Source organism: Chryseobacterium sp. L12, assembly GCF_056133985.1.
Genome location: NZ_JBVYOF010000001.1, coordinates 228,581 through 250,268, shown reverse-complemented (window position 1 = coordinate 250,268; position 21,688 = coordinate 228,581). Strand labels below are relative to the sequence as shown.

Annotated in this window: 18 protein-coding genes; 6 read left to right on the top strand and 12 right to left on the bottom strand. The window is 34.8% G+C overall.

What is annotated here, in order from left to right; all coding sequences use genetic code 11:
• Positions 1-103 precede the first annotated feature (103 nt).
• A complete protein-coding gene (locus AC0NBN_RS01170) occupies positions 104-1,054 on the bottom strand; it encodes a T9SS type A sorting domain-containing protein (RefSeq protein WP_160812341.1) in 951 nt (316 codons plus the stop codon).
• A gap of 184 nt (positions 1,055-1,238) precedes the next feature.
• On the opposite strand from AC0NBN_RS01170, the gene AC0NBN_RS01165 reads away from it, so the two are divergent.
• The 4 genes from AC0NBN_RS01165 to AC0NBN_RS01150 all read left to right on the top strand — a co-directional run bounded on the left by AC0NBN_RS01165 (position 1,239) and on the right by AC0NBN_RS01150 (position 9,193).
• A complete protein-coding gene (locus AC0NBN_RS01165) occupies positions 1,239-4,436 on the top strand; it encodes a hypothetical protein (protein WP_160812342.1) in 3,198 nt (1,065 codons plus the stop codon).
• A gap of 108 nt (positions 4,437-4,544) precedes the next feature.
• Positions 4,545-6,209, top strand: coding sequence for a GLPGLI family protein (locus AC0NBN_RS01160; RefSeq protein WP_160812343.1), 1,665 nt, complete (start codon positions 4,545-4,547; stop codon positions 6,207-6,209).
• 355 nt (positions 6,210-6,564) lie between these two features.
• Positions 6,565-8,232, top strand: a complete 1,668-nt coding sequence (asnB, locus tag AC0NBN_RS01155) for an asparagine synthase B (RefSeq protein WP_160812344.1) — start codon at positions 6,565-6,567, stop codon at positions 8,230-8,232.
• A 142-nt stretch (positions 8,233-8,374) separates the two neighbouring features.
• Positions 8,375-9,193 carry a hypothetical protein gene (locus AC0NBN_RS01150; RefSeq protein ID WP_143884706.1) on the top strand — a complete coding sequence of 273 codons (819 nt, stop codon included), beginning with the start codon at positions 8,375-8,377 and terminating at the stop codon, positions 9,191-9,193.
• Positions 9,194-9,263: 70 nt separating this feature from the next.
• On the opposite strand, the gene AC0NBN_RS01145 is transcribed toward AC0NBN_RS01150, so the two are convergent.
• Both AC0NBN_RS01145 and panD read right to left on the bottom strand, forming a co-directional pair.
• Complete coding sequence (locus AC0NBN_RS01145) at positions 9,264-10,328, bottom strand: lysylphosphatidylglycerol synthase transmembrane domain-containing protein (RefSeq protein ID WP_160812345.1); 1,065 nt, start codon at positions 10,326-10,328, stop codon at positions 9,264-9,266.
• Positions 10,329-10,331: 3 nt separating this feature from the next.
• Complete coding sequence (gene panD, locus AC0NBN_RS01140) at positions 10,332-10,682, bottom strand: aspartate 1-decarboxylase (RefSeq protein ID WP_089745775.1); 351 nt, start codon at positions 10,680-10,682, stop codon at positions 10,332-10,334.
• Between the two features lie 400 nt (positions 10,683-11,082).
• On the opposite strand from panD, the gene AC0NBN_RS01135 reads away from it, so the two are divergent.
• On the top strand, positions 11,083-11,394 hold the full coding sequence (locus tag AC0NBN_RS01135) for an HU family DNA-binding protein (protein ID WP_089745773.1): 312 nt from the start codon (positions 11,083-11,085) through the stop codon (positions 11,392-11,394).
• Positions 11,395-11,441: 47 nt separating this feature from the next.
• Here the strand turns inward: AC0NBN_RS01135 and pdxH are convergent, their stop codons facing one another.
• Positions 11,442-12,083 carry a pyridoxamine 5'-phosphate oxidase gene (gene pdxH / locus AC0NBN_RS01130; RefSeq protein ID WP_160812346.1) on the bottom strand — a complete coding sequence of 214 codons (642 nt, stop codon included), beginning with the start codon at positions 12,081-12,083 and terminating at the stop codon, positions 11,442-11,444.
• A 24-nt stretch (positions 12,084-12,107) separates the two neighbouring features.
• On the opposite strand from pdxH, the gene AC0NBN_RS01125 reads away from it, so the two are divergent.
• A complete protein-coding gene (locus tag AC0NBN_RS01125) occupies positions 12,108-12,656 on the top strand; it encodes a YqgE/AlgH family protein (RefSeq protein WP_143884710.1) in 549 nt (182 codons plus the stop codon).
• A gap of 389 nt (positions 12,657-13,045) precedes the next feature.
• Here the strand turns inward: AC0NBN_RS01125 and AC0NBN_RS01120 are convergent, their stop codons facing one another.
• From AC0NBN_RS01120 to AC0NBN_RS01085, 8 genes are all read right to left on the bottom strand, one after another.
• Entirely contained in the window at positions 13,046-13,867 is an 822-nt protein-coding gene (locus AC0NBN_RS01120; protein ID WP_474466908.1) for an aminotransferase class IV, read from the bottom strand.
• A 70-nt stretch (positions 13,868-13,937) separates the two neighbouring features.
• A complete protein-coding gene (locus AC0NBN_RS01115; RefSeq protein ID WP_089745767.1) occupies positions 13,938-14,324 on the bottom strand; it encodes an START-like domain-containing protein in 387 nt (128 codons plus the stop codon).
• Between the two features lie 165 nt (positions 14,325-14,489).
• Entirely contained in the window at positions 14,490-15,665 is a 1,176-nt protein-coding gene (locus tag AC0NBN_RS01110; RefSeq protein ID WP_160812372.1) for a class-III pyridoxal-phosphate-dependent aminotransferase, read from the bottom strand.
• Positions 15,666-15,763: 98 nt separating this feature from the next.
• The gene (locus tag AC0NBN_RS01105; RefSeq protein ID WP_160812347.1) at positions 15,764-17,503 is read right to left on the bottom strand and encodes an OstA-like protein; all 1,740 of its coding nucleotides are present in this window, start codon (positions 17,501-17,503) and stop codon (positions 15,764-15,766) included.
• 3 nt (positions 17,504-17,506) lie between these two features.
• A complete protein-coding gene (locus AC0NBN_RS01100; RefSeq protein WP_143884712.1) occupies positions 17,507-17,980 on the bottom strand; it encodes a Fur family transcriptional regulator in 474 nt (157 codons plus the stop codon).
• A 69-nt stretch (positions 17,981-18,049) separates the two neighbouring features.
• The gene (locus tag AC0NBN_RS01095; RefSeq protein ID WP_143884713.1) at positions 18,050-20,041 is read right to left on the bottom strand and encodes a KUP/HAK/KT family potassium transporter; all 1,992 of its coding nucleotides are present in this window, start codon (positions 20,039-20,041) and stop codon (positions 18,050-18,052) included.
• 122 nt (positions 20,042-20,163) lie between these two features.
• Positions 20,164-21,144, bottom strand: a complete 981-nt coding sequence (locus tag AC0NBN_RS01090) for a pyruvate dehydrogenase complex E1 component subunit beta (RefSeq protein ID WP_160812348.1) — start codon at positions 21,142-21,144, stop codon at positions 20,164-20,166.
• A gap of 110 nt (positions 21,145-21,254) precedes the next feature.
• Complete coding sequence (locus tag AC0NBN_RS01085) at positions 21,255-21,674, bottom strand: DUF2147 domain-containing protein (protein ID WP_160812349.1); 420 nt, start codon at positions 21,672-21,674, stop codon at positions 21,255-21,257.
• Positions 21,675-21,688: the final 14 nt, after the last annotated feature.

Genomic DNA, 21,688 nt, shown 5'->3' with positions numbered 1-21,688 from the left:
CAATATATATCAATTTTTTTTGAATAATAAATACCACATCTAATTATACAGACATAAAAAAACCACTTCATAAGAAGTGGTTTTTTATAATATTTTAGTAAAATTAGTCCTTCAAGATTTTCTGAGAAACAGGTTGATTATTAACCGTTCCGGTAACGATATAATTACCTTTTGCCAATTCAGCAACATTTAAAGTCTCATTAGCTTTTACCGAAGAAGTTTTTACCAACTGTCCTGATAAAGTATAAACTTTTACATCTTTTACTTCAGAACCGAAAGAGATTTCATCGTTTTTAATAAAAGTATTTTTTACAAAGCTAGATTTTGTTTTATTAAAATCTGAAACAGAAAGTGTTGCTGGAGTAAAGGTAGTCACAACAATATCGTCAATGCTTATATTACCCGTTCCTGATGTTGCACTCCCTGCTTGTCTTAAAGCCACAGAAGCAATATTTGCAGAAGCATTTCCTGTCCCAGTACTATTAGTCAACAATCCTGTTCCCGCATACGACAACTCCGCAACCTGCATGGTAGTTGCCCCAGAAGCGTCTTTGGTAACAGTATAAGTAAGAGTGATATTAGAAGCAGTACCATAAGCCACTTCATTTGTTGCATAAGTTGGTGTTACTGTACCACCACTAGTATTCAAAACACCTAAAAGATAACCATTAGTTCCCGCTTTTACGTATACTCTTGCTGGTAAAATTGTCACGGTAGTTCCCGCCGTTCCCCCTAAACTCATAAAGTAATCTCCGTTAGTAGATAATCCTGTTGAGTTTAAAACATTTATCGAAGCAGTAAGAACAACCTTACTTGTCATTCCGTTTGGCAATGCATAAACAGTAGAGAATTCTTTATTAACATCCTCACCATTACCAGCAACTAATTGAGCCGCATTACCAGAAACCATCATTTGACCCGCTGTACCGCTGTGGGTAGTCCAACCTAATGTACTAAGAACACCGTTTGTATTAAAGTTTTCAGTAAGCACGGTTGTTTGAGCTGCAAGGCTTGTCATAACTGAAATTCCTAAAATTGTAAAGATTTTTTTCATAACTTAAATTTTTATATCAATAATTTATAGGGCAAAATTACTTTTATTTTTTCACATAATATAATAATAAGGTTAAATTTCTGTTAATACTGTTAAAACCTTTAGTGTTCGTAATTTTTAGCTATTTTTACCAATTATTTTTAAAGACTTGCGGAATTTTATTCTGATATTCTTACTGTTGTTTATGGGCTTATCTTGCTATAATGCCCAAATATTCTCATGGAAAAACCCAAACATACCAAAAGATAGTATAAAAAAAGACAGCATTATTGCTTTAAGGCTTGAAAGAGATCTTTTTGCGAAAGACACAATGGATTTTGTCAGAACCAGTAATAAAATCATTGTAGATGAAGCCGTTCTTGCTAAAAATAATACCAAAAGATTCTTAGGAGAACTTAATTCAAAAGGTTCTATCATCAGAGGAATTACTTTTGGTAATAATCAGGGGCAGTCAGTACAAAGCTCTATGGATTTACAGATTTCAGGGAGACTTTCTAAGGATGTAACGGTTTTGGCAAGTATTTCAGATCACAACTTACCTATACAGGCAGATGGATACACGCAAACACTGGAAGAGTTTGACAGAATCTATATGCAGCTCAATATCAAAGAAAAATCTATTCTCAGAGCCGGACATTTAGATCTGGTAGACGCCAAAAATTACTTTTCAAAATATCAGAGAAGAAGCATGGGTCTTCAGTTTCAGACTCAGCTCGGAAATGACAATAAAACATTTATAGATATTTCCGCTGGTGTGGCACGAAGTGAGTTTCACAGAATTCGTTTTCAGGGAATTGAAGGAAACCAAGGACCATATCGGCTTACAGGAAGAAACGGTGAACAGTTTATTACTTTGATTTCAGGATCAGAACAGGTTTTTATTGACGGAATTTTAATGAAACGTGGCGAAAATCAGGACTATGTGATCAATTACAATACCGGTGAAGTTACTTTCACCAGTTTCAGACCTATTTTTCAGCAAAACTTTATTACAATTTCTTTCAATTATGCCAACAGAAATTATTCAAGATATTTATTTACCGGAAAACTGGAGCATCAGAGAGAAAAATTCAGGGTCGGACTCAACTGGTTCATGGAAAACGACAATAAAAACGCTCCTTTAGCTTTAAATTTATCCAAGGAAGATGAACAGATTTTAGCTGATGCCGGAAACGACCAAAATCTGATGTATGCACCATCCGGTGTAGTTGCAGAATATGATGTAAATAAAATCTTATACAGCCTTGTTCAAAATCCCAGCGGAAGTTATTATGAATTCTCTACCGACGCCTCACAAACTTTATATCAGGTATCGTTTACCTATTTCGGAGCTAATCTCGGAGACTACAGACTGAAACAAACCACCAATAACGGACGGGTTTTCGAATATGTAGGTCCCAACTTAGGAGATTACCGTGCCGTAAGAAAGCTGCCTTCACCACAAAAAGCTCAGGTATATACTTTAAATTCGGAATATTTGCTTAAGGAGGGTAAAATTGGAGCAGATGTTTCACTCAGCAATTACGATATTAATTTATTTTCATCAAAAGATTCAGATCAGAACATTGGTTACGCAGCAAGAATATTCGGAAATAAAACCTTCACCAAAAACAACTGGAAAGGAACTCCAAGCTTTGAATACCAATACATTGACAGACAGTTTCATATCTTAGACCGCATCAATGATGTAGAATTTTCGCGCGACTTCAACCTTGCACAGGAATTTAACAACCTTACACAAAACCGATTCATTTTCAGCTTTTTAAATAAATGGAATAATAAATCTGTTCTGAATTACAGAGTAAATTATCTTGATGAACAGGACTCCTATAAAGGGCTTAAAAACGATCTTGATTTTGGCTGGATCAGGGGCAAATTTACAACCAAAGGAAATTTTTCTTATCTGGACACAAAAGCAACACTTCAAAACACCAAATTTATCCGTGGAGCAGCAGGAACAGAATATACCGGAACAAAAGGAAGTTGGGCACTTGGCGGAAGCATGGAACACAACGAAAAGAAATTCAACGAAACAGGATTGATGGATGTCACCAGTTTTAGCTGGAAAGAGCTTTTTGTTCAGAAAAAAATCGGCGACAGCGCAAGAACCAAGCTTTTATCAAGAATGTATGTGAGAGATAATGATTCTGTGCGTGATAACCGACTTCAAAACATGAACAGAATTTTAGGTTTAATGGCAGAAAGCCAAATCATCAAAACCGAAAAAACTACACTGAATGCATTACTTCACTACAGGAAATTTTTCTATAAAAACGATGATGTTGACATCAATCAGAATAAGGATTTTGTAGTCGGAAATATTTTATACAACCAACAGCTTTTCAAAAACGGAATGCGCCTTCAGGCTTTCTACGAATTAGGAAACGGACAGGAAGCTCAGCGTGAATTTCAGTATATAAAAGTAACTGATGGACAGGGAGTTTACAAATGGACAGATTACAACGGTGACGGTATTCAGCAGCTGGATGAGTTTGAAATCGCAGAATATTCTGATCTTGCGCAATACATCAGGGTTTACACCAATTCTGTAAGATATATTCCTTCCAATAAAAACAAACTACAGCTTGCTTTGTTTGTAAATCCGTCTGTTGTTTTCAGCTCCGAAAACAAATTTTTAAAACGCTGGAATTTCAACATTTCATTAAATTCTCAAAATTCTTTTTATAAAAGAGATAAAGTTCTGGTTTTAAACCCATTTGAAACCGGAGAAAACTTAATTTTAAAGAATCAGAATATTCTGATGTCTGCTCAGTTTAATCCAACTGAAAAATCCGGCTGGAACGGAAATTACCGGTTTATTTCCAACGACAATCTCCTGAATGCCAATTTCAGCAACGAAGAAAGAAATCAGACTTCCCATTTTGTGAATTTAGGATATTGGTTTAATAAAGAATTCAGGATCGACTGGGAAAACTCGGTTCACGATATTGAAAATTCTTCGCAGCTTTTTGCAACGAGAGATTACCGTCTCAATAATTTTGAAACAAAGCCTAAAGCAACCTACCGGTTTACAGATTCTATTCAGGCAGAATTTTCCTCTGCTTACCGTGAAAAAAAGAGAGTGGATGGCGAAGAAATGCTGAAGGCTTTTGACCTTACAGGAACCATACAGTGGGAGCGCAAAAAAACTTCCATAAGAGGAAACTTTTCTTTTATCAATAATGACTTTACAGGAAACAATTTCAGTATTGTCGGAAATCAAATGCTTGACGGTTTAAAACCAGGAAAAAATCAGGTCTGGAGCGTTTTTATTCAGCAGGCAATTAACTCCTTTCTTCAGCTCAACCTGAATTATGAGGGAAGAAATTCCGGTGAAAGAACCATACATATCGGAAGCATGCAGGTAAAAGCCAGCTTTTAATGCGGTTTTGTATACATTCAGTTTTTAAAACCATATTTATCATCAATTAATATTACTTCCACAACTAAACAAATAATCATTTTAAAATCACATCAACATACTTTTATTATGCTAAAAAGCTTTGTCATTATTATCTTCACTTTTATTTCGGGTTTGCATTTCTCACAAACGTACGAGATTCAATATGAAAGTTCATACAACGGAAAAGTTCAGCCCAATCAGAATCCTGTGATTGTCTGGGTAAACGCTCAGGAAAATTTTATTTTAAACTCAAAAATAAAAGAATTGAAAAGCGATTATCCGTTTGAAATTACCAAAATTGAAAAGCCTTCCAACAGTATTATTTCTTATGCTTTTTTAGCGCCGGATGAAGTTATTTCAACTTCTGATGCAGAATCTGTAGCAAAACAAGAATTTGAATTTACCTCAGAAACAAAAAAAATTCTTGGTTACAACTGTAAAAAGGCAGTCACAAAAATCAATTCAAACACGATTGAAATCTGGTACACTAATGATCTGACAATAAGCGGCGGACCATCAAGTCTCGGTCAGAAATTAGGTTTGGTATTACAGATTGAAAGAAACGGAAATTCATCAACGACAGCAATATCCTTGAGAAAAGTTAAAAGTACCGCAATAGAAAAAATTCTTAACAAAAAAGTATCTGCGACAGATCTTTTAAGCTATCGGGATTTGCTGTGGAAAAGCAGGTTAACTACTTTACCAGTTTTTGAAAATGAAACCATCAATTTCTCCGACGAATCTAAATCTGATGAGAAAATTAAAAGATTTGCCAATGGAACCATTATTCTTAAAAAAATAAAATTTCCCCAAATAACTAAAGGCGATAATATTTTTGTGGAACTAAAGCAACAATCTGATGGTGATGCGTATGACAGAACCGGAACTGTATTCTTCATTCCCGAAGAAAAAGCACAATCGTTTTTTAACGGTTTAGAAAATGGAGTCAAAACACTTCCTTCCTACGAAAATGGTAATGGGAAACAATATTTCGGAGTTGTTTCAACTGAAAATTATCAGCCTACTGTAGAATTGATGAGGTTTTTTACCGCTTTTGGAATCAATAAATTTAATCACATCCTGCTTAAAGACAAAGTTTGGCAGACCGTAAGTCCTTTCAGGCAGGATATTACAGAATTAAAGCCATCCCTTTCAGGGAAAGAACTTTGGGTTGGTACTTTCATCGGAAACTACGACAAAGGCGGTCACAAAGTAAGCCTGGAACTGACCATTCATCACAGTGACCAGATTGTTCATGATAATAATAAGGTAATCCCGTTATTCAACACAACCAATATTATGGAAATGGCAGGACAGGACTATGCAACGATGTTTGATCATGAAAAAGGCTTATTTGTAGAGTTTAACCTGGAAAAAGATTTAAAAAACGCCCAGCTCAGATACATAACAACAGGTCATGGCGGATGGGAAAATGGTGATGAATTTATTCCTAAATCGAATTCTATTTATTTAGACGGAAAATTATCCCATTCTTTCATTCCATGGCGTACAGAATGCGGTTCCTACCGTCTCTATAATCCTGCATCCGGAAATTTTGCTAACGGACTTTCTTCTTCAGATCTCAGCAGATCAAACTGGTGTCCCGGAACAGTTACCAATCCCGCATTTATTTCTTTAGGTGATTTAAAAGCCGGAAAACACACTCTTCAGATCAAAATTCCTCAAGGAAAACAGGAAGGAACAAGCTTCAGTTCCTGGAATGTTTCGGGGGTATTATTAGGCAGCGAATAAAAACAAAACCTCCTTGCAATATTATTACAAGGAGGTAAAAACACAAATGATGAAAAAAAATTATTTCGAGCCACAAAGTAAATAAAAAAAAATTTACAAGTCAATACCACGCCTTTATTTTTTTGAGAAATTAGCTTTTTTATTACAATTTTAACGGCAAATAATCCGGATTTTAAAATCACGTAATTATTTAATCTGCTTAAGTGAAAAAATTTAACCAACACTCCATTTAAAATCTGTTTAAATTAAAAAATTAAATATAATATTTTAATTTGATTAAAATATTAAACTTAAATATAATTTTTATTTTATATTATAAATTGTATATATAGTTTTGCTTTCAAATAAATAAATTATGTGCGGAATCGTTTGCTTATTTGACGCAAAACAGTCAACCGAAATATTAAGACCACAAGTTCTTGAAATGTCCAAAAAAATTCGTCATCGAGGTCCCGACTGGAGCGGCGTTTTCCAAAATGACAAAGTAGTTTTTTCTCACGAAAGACTGGCAATTGTAGATCCTACTTCAGGCAAACAGCCTTTATTTTCAAAAGACGGAAAAAAAGTTCTTGCCGTGAATGGGGAAATATACAATCATCGTGAACTGAAAAAAGAATTTCCTGATTATGAATTTCAGACCCAGTCAGACTGCGAGGTTATTCTGGCTTTATATGAAAGAGACGGTAAAAATTTTATTGAAAAGCTCAACGGAATTTTTGCGTTTTCTCTGTATGACATAGAAAAAAATGAATACCTGATAGCAAGAGATCACATGGGAATCTGTCCGCTCTATCAGGGTTGGGACAGAGAAGGCAATTATTATATAGCTTCCGAACTCAAAGCACTGGAAGGAATCTGTAAAAAAATAGAAACTTTTTTGCCGGGACATTTTGTTTACAGCCCGGAAAGCAGCGAACTTCAGCAATGGTACAAAAGAGACTGGGAAAATTTTGATGCCGTAAAAAACAATGTAACAGATATTGCATTAATCAGAAAGGGGCTGGAAGAAGCAGTTCACAGACAGTTGATGAGCGATGTTCCTTACGGAGTTTTGCTTTCAGGAGGTCTGGATTCTTCCATCATTTCTGCGGTAACGGCAAAATTTGCAAGACAAAGAATCGAAAGTGGCGATACTCAGGAAGCCTGGTATCCAAGATTGCATAGTTTTGCTGTTGGCTTAGCAGGTTCTCCGGATTTGGCAGCAGCAAAAAAAGCAGCAGAACACATCGGCTCGGTTCATCATGAGGTTAACTTTACCGTACAGGAAGGTTTAGATGCAATCCGTGATGTGATCTATCATCTGGAGACCTACGATGTTACCACCATTCGTGCTTCTACCCCAATGTACCTCCTTGCAAGAGTCATCAAATCTATGGGGATAAAAATGGTTCTTTCCGGAGAAGGTTCTGACGAATTATTCGGTGGATATCTTTATTTCCATAAAGCTCCGAATGCAAGAGAATTTCATGATGAAACAGTCAGAAAACTAGGAAAACTTCATTTGTATGATTGTTTAAGAGCCAACAAAGCTTTAATGAGCTGGGGAATTGAAGGAAGAGTTCCGTTTTTGGATAAGGAGTTTATGGATATTGCCATGAATGTAAATCCTGAAGATAAAATGATAAAAAAAGAAGAAGGTAAAATTGAAAAATGGGTTCTGAGAAAAGCCTTTGAAGATCTTCTTCCTGAATCTATTGCATGGAGACAGAAAGAGCAGTTTTCTGACGGTGTAGGCTATTCCTGGATTGATACTTTGAAAGATGTTGCGGAAAAATACGTAACTGATGAAATGATGACTAATGCAAAATTCAGATTTCCTGTAAATACTCCACAAAATAAAGAAGAGTACAGATACCGTAATATTTTTGAAGAACATTTTCCGAGTGAAGCTGCAGCAGCTACTGTTCCTTCTGTTCCATCCGTAGCGTGTTCTACTCCTATTGCTCTGGAATGGGATGAGGCTTTTAAAAAGATGAATGACCCAAGCGGAAGAGCCGTAAAAGTACATGAAACTTCTTATTAAAACCAAATATTTATTAATCCTGTAGCTTTACAGGATTTTTTATTGAATAAAAGCAATAATATTTTGATAATTTAACTAACAATTAAACTTATTATCTAATAAATAATTATATTTGAAAAATAAAAAATCTTTACTCCTAAAAATGAAAAGAAACATTACTATTTTATTTGCTCTATTATCGGTAAGCTTCGCTTTCGGACAAGGTAAATACGGAAAATATCTCAGCTCTAAAAAACTTGCTTTAACTTATAAAAACGTAAAACCAGCTGAAAAAGACGATTATTATCAGCAGTATTACTGGCTTGTAAAAGCTGAGAAGCTGAAGACCTACCCGCATTTGGCAGATGTAAAACCAGTTGTTCTTTATAATTTCGTAAAAAAAGTAAACCCTCAAAACCCAACAAAAAAACTGGATGAAAGAGGAAAAGAGCTTCGCAAAACCGCAGAATTATCTCTGGATCAGTATTTCAAAAACAAAAATTTCCAAAACAACGAAATTCTTCTTTACAATCTTGAAACCTATGTTGATCCTTCACAAGGAGAATATTTCACTAAAGTTGATGCTGAAAGAATAAAAGAGCTGGTTCCTAAGGAATTTTTCGGATTTGCTTCCTTAAACAGAAAAACAGGAGAAGAGACCAATTATTACCTTTGGGTAGATAAGAAAAATGACAAGTATAAGATTGTTGATATCATCCCTAACGAGAAGGACAACAAAAAATTTTATGCGTCTTTGAAACAGTATCTTCCAAAGTATACATTCAAGAAAAAATTCATGCCTACCGTAAAGAAGGGTACAAAAGCTGATAAAACAGATAAAAACTTCTTCTATATCATGCCGTTTGAAGAAAACAAAGATAATATTGAGTATAAAACCGATGACTTTGAAACATTTACTTTGAGCCAGATAAAAAGAGAAGGAGAAACTTGGATTGGTGTTGAAAAACCCAAAAATAAGTAATCAAATATTACATACATAAAAAACCGAAAAGTAGAACTTTTCGGTTTTTATTATTTTACTGGCAAATGGTTTATACTGTTACCTTAGCTCTGGCCTTCGCCAGCATCGGAATAGAGATCAGTCCCATTATCAGCATGACGACAATTTGAAGCGGAAGAGAAATAAACGAATAGATCAAACCCATTTCACCGCCCAGTTCTGCACTTTTCCCCATAGAAAGAAACAATGCCATAAAACCATATTTCATAGCAAGATTAAAGGCTCCGATTCCTCCGCTTGCAGGGATAATCATTCCTAATGTACCCACTACAATAATGAAAAATCCGTCAGCAAAAGTAAAATCTGAAGTTTCAGGCAGAGAAAAACAAACGAGATATGCGGCAAAGTAATAAGAAATCCAGATTCCTACTGTATATAGTATAAATTTACCTTTTTGCTTTAACTTGAATATTGATAATAAACCTTGAAGAATACCCCGACCAATCTTAATCAGTAAGTCTTTTTTTAACTTATAAAATATAAAAATTGCAAACAAAACTATTATACCAATTCCCATTTTAAGATAGAAATAAAAATCGTCAAAATTCACAACTCCTATATCAATCATTATTTTTTCAAAATAATTTGGTACAAATACTTCTTTCTCATCTTTTTTAGCAATTACAAAATCATAAAAAGACATAATAGCATCAAACTTAAAAATCAAAGTAAGAATTAAAAAGATGATCATACAGATCAAGTCAACAACCCTTTCAAGAATAATCGTTCCGAAAGACTTATCTACCGGAACTTTTTCCACACCATAAAGCGCTGTGGCTCTCGCCAACTCACCACTTCGGGGAATAGTAAGATTCATCAGATAACCAAAGGATAAAGACCATAATGAATTAGAAGTTGAAATTTGATGTCCCATCGGCTCCAGTAAAAGATTCCAGCGAATTGCTCTGAACCAATAGGCTGCAAAAGCAAAAACTGCCGAGAAAGCAACCCACATATAATTGGCTTTTGCCAAAGACTGTTTTATAACTTTAAAATCAAGACCTTTAAGAGCAAGCCACAAAAAAAAGCCTGCGAAAGCAAGCGAAATAATAACTGTTAGAACAGATTTTATAGTTTTGTTTGATTTATTCTCCATTATTTAGGTAAGAAGGTTAGTTTTTTCGTCCGGAAATACTATTTTAGGCTGAAAATCTTTTGCTTCTTCAGGACTCATTTGCGCATAAGCAATAATAATAATGATGTCGTCACGCTGAACTTTCCTTGCAGCAGGACCATTAAGACAGACTTCACCGGATTTTCTTTTTCCTTTGATAACATAGGTGTCAAAACGTTCACCATTATTTACATTTACGATATAAACCCTCTCTCCTACAACCAGACCGGCGGCATCTATAAGGTCTTCATCTATGGTAATACTTCCTATATAATTAAGGTCTGAAGCCGTAACTCTGACCCTGTGAATTTTAGATTTAAAAACTTCTATTAACATGGTGCAAATTTATTAATAATATTTAATAAACAAGGTTTAAAAAAGAAAATACGCCCAATTCAGGCAAACAGCAATAATTTATTTAAAATCAACGTATTCAAAATTATTTTAGTGAATTTATAAAGTATATCTACAAATGAATAAAGACTTAATACATAATTAAGGATTTAATAATTTAATAATTAAGAGCTTTAAAACCAACAACATCAATATACATAAGCACTTGGCATGATTTTAGTTCGTGGAAACATTGATTTTTCGCCAACATCCGAATTATCAATTTTTAATCAATTTTATGTAAACGTAAAATAAAAAATAATTTTTTTATAATTTATTTGCACAATTTGAAAATTGTTTTAAATTTGCTTTTATAACTAACTAACTTTTAATATTAAAAATTATGAACAAGTCTGAACTAATCGACGCAATGGCTAAAGATGCCGGTATTACAAAAGTTGCTGCAAAGGCTGCTTTAGAATCATTTATTTCTAATGTAACCAATACATTGAAAACTAAAGAAGGTAAAGTATCTTTAGTAGGTTTTGGTACTTTTTCGGTATCTGAAAGAGCTGCAAGACAGGGAATCAACCCGGCAACAAAAAAACCGATCAACATCGAAGCTAAAACTGTTGCCAAATTCAAAGCTGGTGCAGATTTATCTAACGCTGTTGCTGCTGCCAACATGCCGGCTTCAGGAAAAAAGAAAAAATAATCTCACGATTATAAAAAAAACCTCATCAAAAGATGGGGTTTTTCGTTTTATGGAGCTAGGCGTGCCGTCTTCCAGTCAATGCCTTCCAGTGTATAAATAATTCGGTCGTGAAGCCTGTTGGGTCTGCCCTGCCAAAATTCTATTTCGTATGGTTTGGCAATATATCCACCCCAGTTTTCAGGTCTTGGAACTTCAGAACTTTCAAATTCCTTTTCCAATGCTTTCAGCTTTTCTTCTAAAAAACTTCTGTCCGGAATTTTCTGGCTTTGAGGCGAAACTACCGCTCCGAGCTGACTGCCTTTAGGTCTGGAATGAAAATATCCGTCACTCAAATTTTCAGCAATTCTTTCCAAATCAGCTTTTATGATAATCTGTCTTTCTAAAGCCGGCCAGAAAAAATGAAGACATGCTTTATGTGTTTTTTCTATCGCTGTCCCTTTTCTGCTTTGGTAGTTGGTATAAAATATAAAACCTTCATAAGTATATTCTTTCAGGAGTACCATTCTTGTGCGGGGACATCCGTCTTCTTCTATTGTAGAAACTGCCATTGCATTAGCTTCTGAAATGGAAGTATTATCAGAAGCCTCCAAAAACCAGTCTCTGAATTGCTCAATAGGATTCTCTTTAATCTCACTTTCAATAAGTTGAGATTTTTCATAGATTTTTCTTTTATCGTGAAGGTTTTCCATAAATTATTTTTATTAAATTTGAATATGAATTACTCATACAAAGGTAAAATATTAATTTCCACACCTGATATTTCGGGAGATATTTTTTCCCGTTCGGTAGTACTGATTATTGATCATTCCGAAAACGGGGCGTTTGGCTTGATTCTTAACAAGAAAAACAGTACAATGAGTAGCCGTTTCAGAAGTTTTTTTGATTTTCCTATTGAAGTGTATGATGGCGGCCCTGTTGAAAACGATAAAGTCTTTTTTATTATTAAAGGAAAAAAAATCACCGAAGAATTTACCGAAATAAACAAAGAGTTTTATCTAACTGAAGATATTGAAAATGTCATCAATGCTGTTTTGCAAAGTGAAATCAGCATTCAGGATGTTAAAATATTTTCCGGATATTCCGGTTGGTCATCTTCGCAGCTCGAACAGGAAATACAGAAAAAACTATGGACAGTAGTTGAAGTGTATAATCTGGATTATACTTTACCCAACGATCAGACATTATGGAAATCTATCATGCAGAATCTTGGCGGAGAATTTCTTCTATGGGCAAATGCACCTGAAGATATTTCTCTCAACTGATAGGCATCCTCACAATCAAGCGATATAAATTTAACAAATTTTAAATTTTTGTTATCAAATTTTTAAGAAATTTTTCACGTTCTTTGATAAAGCTAAATAGCGGTATTACTACTAAAGAGCATTCTTGATTTATTTCTCTAGAAAGCAAAAAAATTTTGATTGATGCAGAAATAATGATGAAGATATTTGATCACTTTTCAAGGGGCAAATAGATATAGTTGGTTGAATATTGCTCAACAAATGAAATTATTCTGACAAGAGACACGTTGACACAAATTCTGGATTGGTGCATTATTGATTTCACCAAAAAGAATTAAAATACATTTTTCTGAGTCTATCAGAATAAAACCCGGTAAAGGACTAAAAGTTGTTTACCGGGTTTGTCAATTTTATTGAAAACTGTTTTTCCAGCTGCCAACAAGCTCTGAAAAACGGTCACTTCCGAATGTTTTGTTCCTGATTTTCTTTACAGAAAAAAGACCTTTTTCATCAGAAATTAAGAGAATTTCTTCAGCTTTTTGAGATTCAAAGGCAATAATCTCATGTTCCTGAACATCCGCCAGATTATTTTTATGAAGATAGGTTACAAAATTTTCCATTAGCGGAGAGATATAAGCTCCTTCAGACTGCTTTGGTATTTTGATTACATCTCCTTCCATAAAAAGAAGATTTCCTTTTGTGGAACGCGCAATTCGTTTGTTAGGATTTAAAAGTATCACATCATCCAAATCATTTTCCTGCGCATAGATTTCAGCATAAATATTCTCCGGGCAATGTACTCTTATATTGCTCAAAAGATTGTTATTGACGTTGATTTCTTTAATTAAATCGAGCTCCAAAGGTCTTTTCTGAATATCTAAAACATCATCGGTTTCAATTACCTGAAAGTAATAAGAAACAGAAGATTTTGAAAGAGTAATTCCATTAGAATTTCTGTACACCATAAAATTGATGATACCATTCTTAATTTCACTTTCATCAATTACTTTTGAAGTAAAAAGATTCTGAAAAAACTCCAGCGTATAGCTTAAAGGAATATTCAGTCTCATCTTTCTCATAGATGCCATCAGAAAGAAGTAACATTCTTCTTCCATAACCAGTTTAGAATTTCTTACAAAAAAAGAAACTTCAACAGCGTCCCCGGAAAGAAAAGCACGGTTGATCTGTTCCGGCTTTTCTGATGTGAAATATAAATTTTCCAAAATAACAATTTTTTATAAAAAAATAATGAACGATAAATCGTCCATCAGTTTTATCAGTTCAATATAACGCAGCTATTTCTTAAGCCGCTCCCAATTTTATTCTAAGATTTTCAATAAGGTTTTCCCAGTAAAGCGCATTTTCTTCTTCATCGCCTTCTTCACAAAAGTCTGTAATATTTAAAGCCAAATCTTCAGTAATATCATCAATTGTAATGGTCATTTCAAAAAAATGCTTCGTTCCTTCGTCTTCTTCCCATCTGAATCTCACGAAACTTTCAGGCTTATATCTGATTAAAGTTGCTTTCTCAGCAGGTCCTCCGTTCCAGCTGAAAAAGAAATCATCGCCTTTTTCTACTACCTCATCTGCAAACCATTCTGACAGACCTTCTGCGCTTGCAAGATATTCGTACAAAATCTCTGACAAACAATGCATTGGAAACTCATAATGGACTTTGTGTTTCGCCATATATCTATATTTTTAACGTCACGCAATATATAAATTAATTTTTTTATTACGCAAAATTCTTATTACTTTTTTATATAATCTTCATGATATTTATCAGAAATATTTTAAATTGTATTTCTATCAAATTATGATTGAAACAGGAAGTAAAATAACCTTAAAATTTCATTAATTTTCGCTGAGTACTTCCAAAATTATTTTGCATCCTTCTGTAATTTCTTCCTTTGAAATAGTGAGCGGAGGAGAAATCCTAAGGTATTCGTTTCTGTAGAGCTGCCAGAAAACGACAAGTCCTTTTTGCATGCATTTTTTTGCCACTTCCAATGTATATTCCGGAGTACCCAGATTCACAGCAAGCATCAATCCTTTTCCGTTGATATTTTTAATTTTCGGATGTACCAGAAGTTCTCTGTACAACTTCTCTTTTTCATCAATTTCATTCATCAATCCGCTTTCAAGAATCTCTTTGAGAGTAGCATGTGAAGCAGCAGCAATAAGAGGATTTCCACCGAAAGTTGTAATATGCCCCAATTTAGGAGAATGCGAAAGAGTTTCCATGATTTTTTTTGAACTCATAAAAGCGCCGACCGGAACTCCGCCTCCCATTCCTTTTCCCATAACGAGAATATCAGGAACAATTCCAAAATGTTCAAATGCGAATAGCTTACCCGTTCTTCCAAATCCGGGCTGAATTTCATCTAAGATCAGCAAAGCACCTACTTCCTCACATCTCTTCTTAAGTTTAATTAAATAATTTTGATCCGGAACTAAAAAACCTGCTGCCCCCTGAATGGTTTCAAGAATGACACCTGCTGTTTTTTCAGTGATTTTATCCAAATCATGTTCATTATTAAACTCAATAAAAGAAACCATCGGCAGTAAAGGACGGAATTCCCTCTTATGAAACTCATTTCCCGAAACACTTAATGCTCCATGTGTATTTCCGTGATAGGAATTTTTAAATGACACAATCTCCTCTCTTCCCGTATATCTTTTGGCTAGTTTCAGACTTCCGTCAATCGCTTCTGCTCCGCTGTTGACGAGATATGTTACTTCCAGCGGATCTGGTGTAGATTCAGCCAATAACCTGCACAATTCAACAGGTTTTTCCTGAGCATATTCCCCGTAAACCATCACATGAAGATATTGGTCTGCCTGATCTTTAATAGCATTGACCACTTTTGGATGTGAATGACCTAATGTATTGGCAGAAACTCCCGCTACAAAATCAAGATATTTTTTACCATCCTTACCGTAAATATAGCTTCCTTCTGCTTTTTCTACCTCAAAACCAGCAGCAAACGGCGTTGTCTGCGCCTGATATTTAAAAAAATCTTTTTGAATTTCCATTGTCTGAAAAATTTAGGCAAAGCTAAAGAAGATTTGAGGAATAAGGAAATTATAGGCATTAAAAAAGATCAGTGTAAAACTGATCTCTTCTATTATTTTCTTACCCGTTTCGGTTTTTTAGCTTCTTCCTTCGCTTTTTCGCGGTCTATTGCTTCTTTCGCTTTGTTATAAAGTCCGTCATTTGGAATATATTGTATCTCTTCATAATTTGGAGTATCTACAAGAATATCCTGCCATTTTCTGATGCGGTCTTTGGTATTCCAGTTGAAGTCAGAAAACTTTCTTTTCTCAGGCTCTATTTTGCTCATTGGGTAGATTGTAGATGTAGCACCAATACTGCATGAGATAATCTGAAGCTTTTGTTCATCAAATAAAGAACCAATAATTCCGCAGGCTGTTAAAGCAACTCCTATTCTTTCCTGCCTCTTTGTCGTTTTGTTTTCTTCGTCTGCGAAGGTAATTGCCTGTGCATTTCCGATAACCTTTACTTCTTTAATATCACGCCCTTCATAATAAACAGTCATCAGCTTTCCTTTCACCTGATTAAATTCATCAACCAGATTAAGAGAATCCACTTTGCTGATTGCCAAAGCATTTCCAATCACTTTTAAAGAATCTATGTTTTCGGTTTCAGTATTGAAATATGCTTCAATTTTATCTCCGGTTACCTGTTTTTCACCGCTCCAGAGAATAGGTTCGGTGTACATATGCATGATACCATCAGTTTCATTAAAAGCAATAGAATCTGCTCTTCCCTGTGCATTGGATTTGTAAATTCTTGCTTTTCGGAATGCTCTTAAAAAGCTTTTCTTTTTGGTAATATCTGCAGAATCTGGCTTTTGATAAGAAAGAATTTTTTCTGAAGCATAATAAATAGAATCTTTTTCTAAGATTTTCACCGCATACGGACTTTTGGTCATCATTGCAGAATCCTTCTTTTCGAAGATCTCACCATACCCTCCTTTCAGATACCTTTTTTCCAGAGGATCATCTAAGGTTACATTTCCGGTCGCTTTGCCAAATCCTGTCAGCTGATTGTAGTACATTTCGTCTCCTGTAAGAATTTTATCATTATAAAAAATCTTGGAGTTTTTTGTAAGAAATGACTCTTTGGTATTCAGATTATGTGTTCCTTTTTCAGTAACAATTCTGTTTTTAGGATTTTTATTATTCGTTATTACAGTATACCCATTGATATCTACGATATTGGTATTCTGATTCTGAACAACATTTCTTCCTTCCAGCGTATAATCATTATCCACAATTTTTACATCTCCGGAAAGATCTACCACTCTTGTCGTCAAATAATAAGTTGCAGATTTTGTATAGGTTGTGCTTTTTCCGTCAAAGATGGTACCTCCTGTATTAAAATATGCCTGATTTGCCATCTTGTCGTAGTACATTGTCTGAGTTTTGATGACAGTTCCTTTCGGATCTGTAAGAACAACGTTTTTTTTAGCAACTCCTTTCTGGGAATTGCCGTCATACTCCATTTCGGCAGCAGTAATTACCGAGCCGTCAGAATTCTGAAGTTTTGTGTTCCCTATTGCTCTTACAAAATTTTCGGCATCATAAACTACGACTTCGTCTGCATACAATATTGAACCCTGATGCTCAATCTGTACATTTCCAACAAAGTATCTGTTTCCGTCGTACTTTGTATCTTTTTTGATTTCATCTGCGTTGATGATATGAATCCTGTTTTCAGGACTGCTTTTCGGAGGCTGATTTTTTACAGGATTCTGCAAATAAGGATCCCGCTTTGCGGGTTTTGTGTTCTGCGCAAAAATTGCTGAACTTATCAGCAAAAAAGTGAAAAGGAAAATTTTCATTGATCAGTCATTCTTTGTACCATAAAAATACAGCGAATGGGAATCAATTTTCACACCAAAAGCGGCTTCTATTGATTCTTTAATCCCCTGAATTCTGGGATCACAGAATTCTATAATTTCCTCAATCTCTTTATCTGAGTCTTTCTTGTAAATCACAAGATGATCATGCTGTTTGTCAAAGTAAGATTTTTCGTACGAAGAAGAAGTAAGCGTTTTTTCACCAAACTGATGCTTACGAATCAAACCTGCATCAAGGAAAATTTCTATCGTATTGTAAATTGTAGCTTTCGACACATGATATTTCTTCTGCATCATCAGTAGATACAGATCATCCACGTTGAAGTGATGATCCATATTATAGATTTCTTCTAAAATTGTATACCTTTCCGGCGTATTCCGAAACCCCTTTTCCAAAAGGTAATTACGTAAAACATCCTTAATCAGTGTTATATTTTTTTCTTTTTGTATAGTATCCATTAAAAAATTTATACTACAAATTTATTGATTTTTATTTAAATGAAAGCTACCTCTCTTTTAACCTAAAAACTATGACTTACATCTGAAAAATTCAGATTGCTGTATCTTATTTGAGGAAATAGTCTCTTCCGTCAGCGGTGCAGATTCAACAACGACATTATGCGAGGTTACACCCCAGGATTTAAAATCATCACTTCCGATATATTTCACAAAATTGTAAATATTAAGTGTAATTTTTTGCTTAACCGTCAAAAGAATATCATTGATGTAAGTATTGTCAATAATTACATACTTAAGATCTGGCGGAATATTGTGAGCTCTTAATGACGGGTGGCTGCTTCTAGACGGAATGGTTCCTTCCGCCATCATGTCTTTCAGCACCATATTAAAATAATCATTGATTCTTCTGTCTACTTTAAATCCTAAAAGAAAATTGATTTTATAGATCGTTCCCGGCAGAATTTCATCAATACTGTATTTGAATGTATAAGGATCTTCCTGATTTACAATACTTAAAATAAAATAATGATCTGCTCTTTTCGGCTGTTTTTTGATGATAGAATATATGATTTTAGATTCAATCTCATCATGACGTTTTGCTCTGCTTAAGTAGGCTAGATTGGTACAATATTTCGGAATTGTCTCATCTAGTTTCATATCTTTTATGATAGAGACATATTTATCAATTTTAACATAGTTGGTAAAGTTTGCTTTCAGTAGTCTTCCGTTGTACCATGCATACATACATACTGCTATGAATCCTCCCAGAACAATTGTAAGCCATCCGCCGTCAAAAAACTTCAGAACATTAGCATAGAAAAAACCTGATTCTATTGTAAGGTATACCGCAACAAATCCAAAAATAAAAATTTTATTGAGTCTGGTTCGGCTTAGCCAGTACGTCAGCAAAATTGTCGTCATCAGCATTGTAATGGTAATCGTTAAACCATAAGCCGCTTCCATGTGTTCTGACTTCTGGAAGTAAAGAACAACTATAAAACACAGAAACATCAATCCCCAGTTAATTCTTGGGATATACATCTGACCTTTTATTCCCGAAGGATATTCAATATGCTGATTGGGCCAGAATGAAATAGACATTGCCTCGGAAAACATGGTAAATGAACCGGTAATAACGGCCTGACTTGCAATAATTGCCGCTGCTGTAGCTAAAACAACCCCAGGCAAAACCGCCCATTCAGGCATAATTCCAAAAAACGGATTCACTCCTGTAAAAACTTTCTGATAATTATCCAGAAGCCACGCTCCCTGACCTAAATAATTAAGAATCAACATTACTTTCACGAAAATCCAGCTTACCCGAATATTTTTTGCTCCGCAATGTCCTAAATCAGAATATAAAGCTTCCGCTCCAGTCGTACAAAGGAAAACCGCCCCCATGATTACAATTGCACTTGGAGAATGAGTAATAAGGTTGTACGCATACATCGGGTTGAATGCTTTTAATATTTCTAAATGATCAAAAATATGCATGGCTCCAAATCCGCCTAATACCACAAACCAGGTAACCATGATAGGACCAAAAAATTTCCCGATAGATGCGGTTCCAAATTGCTGAACCAGAAAAACAACAAATAGAATGACTAATGTAATGTAAACTACCGGCGTATTGGGATTGTAGATCTTTAAGCCTTCAATAGCAGACATTACCGTTAATGAAGGAGTAATGACACTATCTGCAACCAATGTAGAGGCTCCTATAATTGCGATGACATACAGCCATTTTTTCTTAAGTCTTTTTACCAGAGAGTATAAAGATAAGATTCCGCCTTCTCCTTTGTTATCAGCTCTTAAAGCAATAATAACATACTTTACGGTTGTCTGCAATGTTAATGTCCAGATGATACAGGATAAAGCTCCTTCAATATATTCATCAAAAGGCATAAGTGCACCTTCTTTTCTTGCATTTACTATAGCTTTCATTACGTAAAGCGGTGAAGTACCAATATCTCCAAATACAATTCCCAGAGAAACTATAACTCCAACAAATGAAAGCTTTTTAAGATCAAAATGGTGACCTCCTTCTGTAACTTCTGACATTTCAGCTAATTATTTAAAGGCGCAAATTTATATCAAAATTATGACCCTTCCTCATATTAGTTATGAATAGTATAAATGAAAAAACTTCCTTTCGGAAGTTTTTCTCTATAATCTTGCGGTAATTATATAACGTACATTGCTTTTTTGATTTCTTCTTTTACTTTTTCAAGTTTCGGAAACCACTCTGCGAATAATGCTGCAGAATAAGGTGCCGGAGCGTCCGGAGTTGTAATTCTTTTGATCGGAGCATCCAAATAATCAAATGCTTTCTGCTGTACCATATAAGTAATCTCAGAAGATACAGAACCAAAAGGCCAGGCTTCTTCCAAAATCACAAGTCTGTTTGTTTTCTTAACAGAAGTCAAAACGGTATCAAAATCTAACGGACGAACCGTTCTTAAATCAATAACTTCAACAGAAATACCCTCTTTAGCCATATCTTCAGCTGCCTGAATTGCCAGTTTCATGATTTTACCAAAAGAAACCAATGTTACATCTGTACCTTCTCTTTTGATGTCTGCTTTTCCGATAGGTAAGTAATATTCTTCTTCAGGAATTTCCATTTTATCTCCGTACATCTGCTCAGATTCCATAAAAATTACCGGATCATTATCCTGAATAGCTGTTTTAAGTAAACCTTTTGCATCATAAGGATTAGAAGGAACCACCACTTTCAGACCGGGACAGTTGGCAAACCAGTTTTCAAAAGCCTGAGAATGCGTTGCTCCAAGCTGACCCGCTGAAGCTGTAGGTCCGCGGAAAACAATAGGACAATTCCACTGACCGCCACTCATCTGACGGATTTTTGCAGCATTATTAATAATTTGATCTATACCTACCAAAGAGAAATTGAAAGTCATAAATTCTACGATCGGTCTGTTGCCGTTCATCGCTGCTCCTACTGCAATACCTGTGAAACCAAGCTCAGCAATGGGTGTATCTATCACTCTTTTAGCACCAAACTCATCCAGCATTCCTTTTGAAGCTTTGTAAGCACCGTTGTATTCTGCTACTTCCTCTCCCATTAGAAAAATGGATTCGTCTTTACGCATTTCCTCGCTCATTGCCTGTGCAATTACCTCACGAAAAGTATATTCTGCCATAGTTATTTGAAAAATTTAGAGTACAAAAATAGTATTTTTATTATTTATATTACAAAAAAAGACAACTCATTACTGAATTGCCTTGTATTTTAATAAGGATTTTAAAGTTTTTAGTTCACTTTCTGCCAAACCTGAGTTCTACCTAAAAGAGAAAAGCCCATATATCCTCTTACATTAAGTTTATCACCATCTTTTGTAATAGTACATTTATATGTTTTTCCGGTTTTAGGATCAGTAATGGTACCTCCTGTAAATTCACTTCCGTCTTTTGCTAAACCTCTGATGATTTCCATTCCCAAGATCGGTTTTCCTTTTCTGTCATCTTTACATCCTGAGCAGTTGGGATCTGCAGGCTTTATCAGTAACTGGGAAACCTTACCGTAATATTTCCCGTCGGACTTTTTATAGATTTCTACTATAGATTTAGCTTGTTTAGTTTCGTCATCTATAGTTTTCCACTTTCCTTCAATCTGTGCGAAAGACATTACGCCGAATAAAGAAAATACTAAGGTTGCTAATAATTTTTTCATATAAGTTCTGTTTA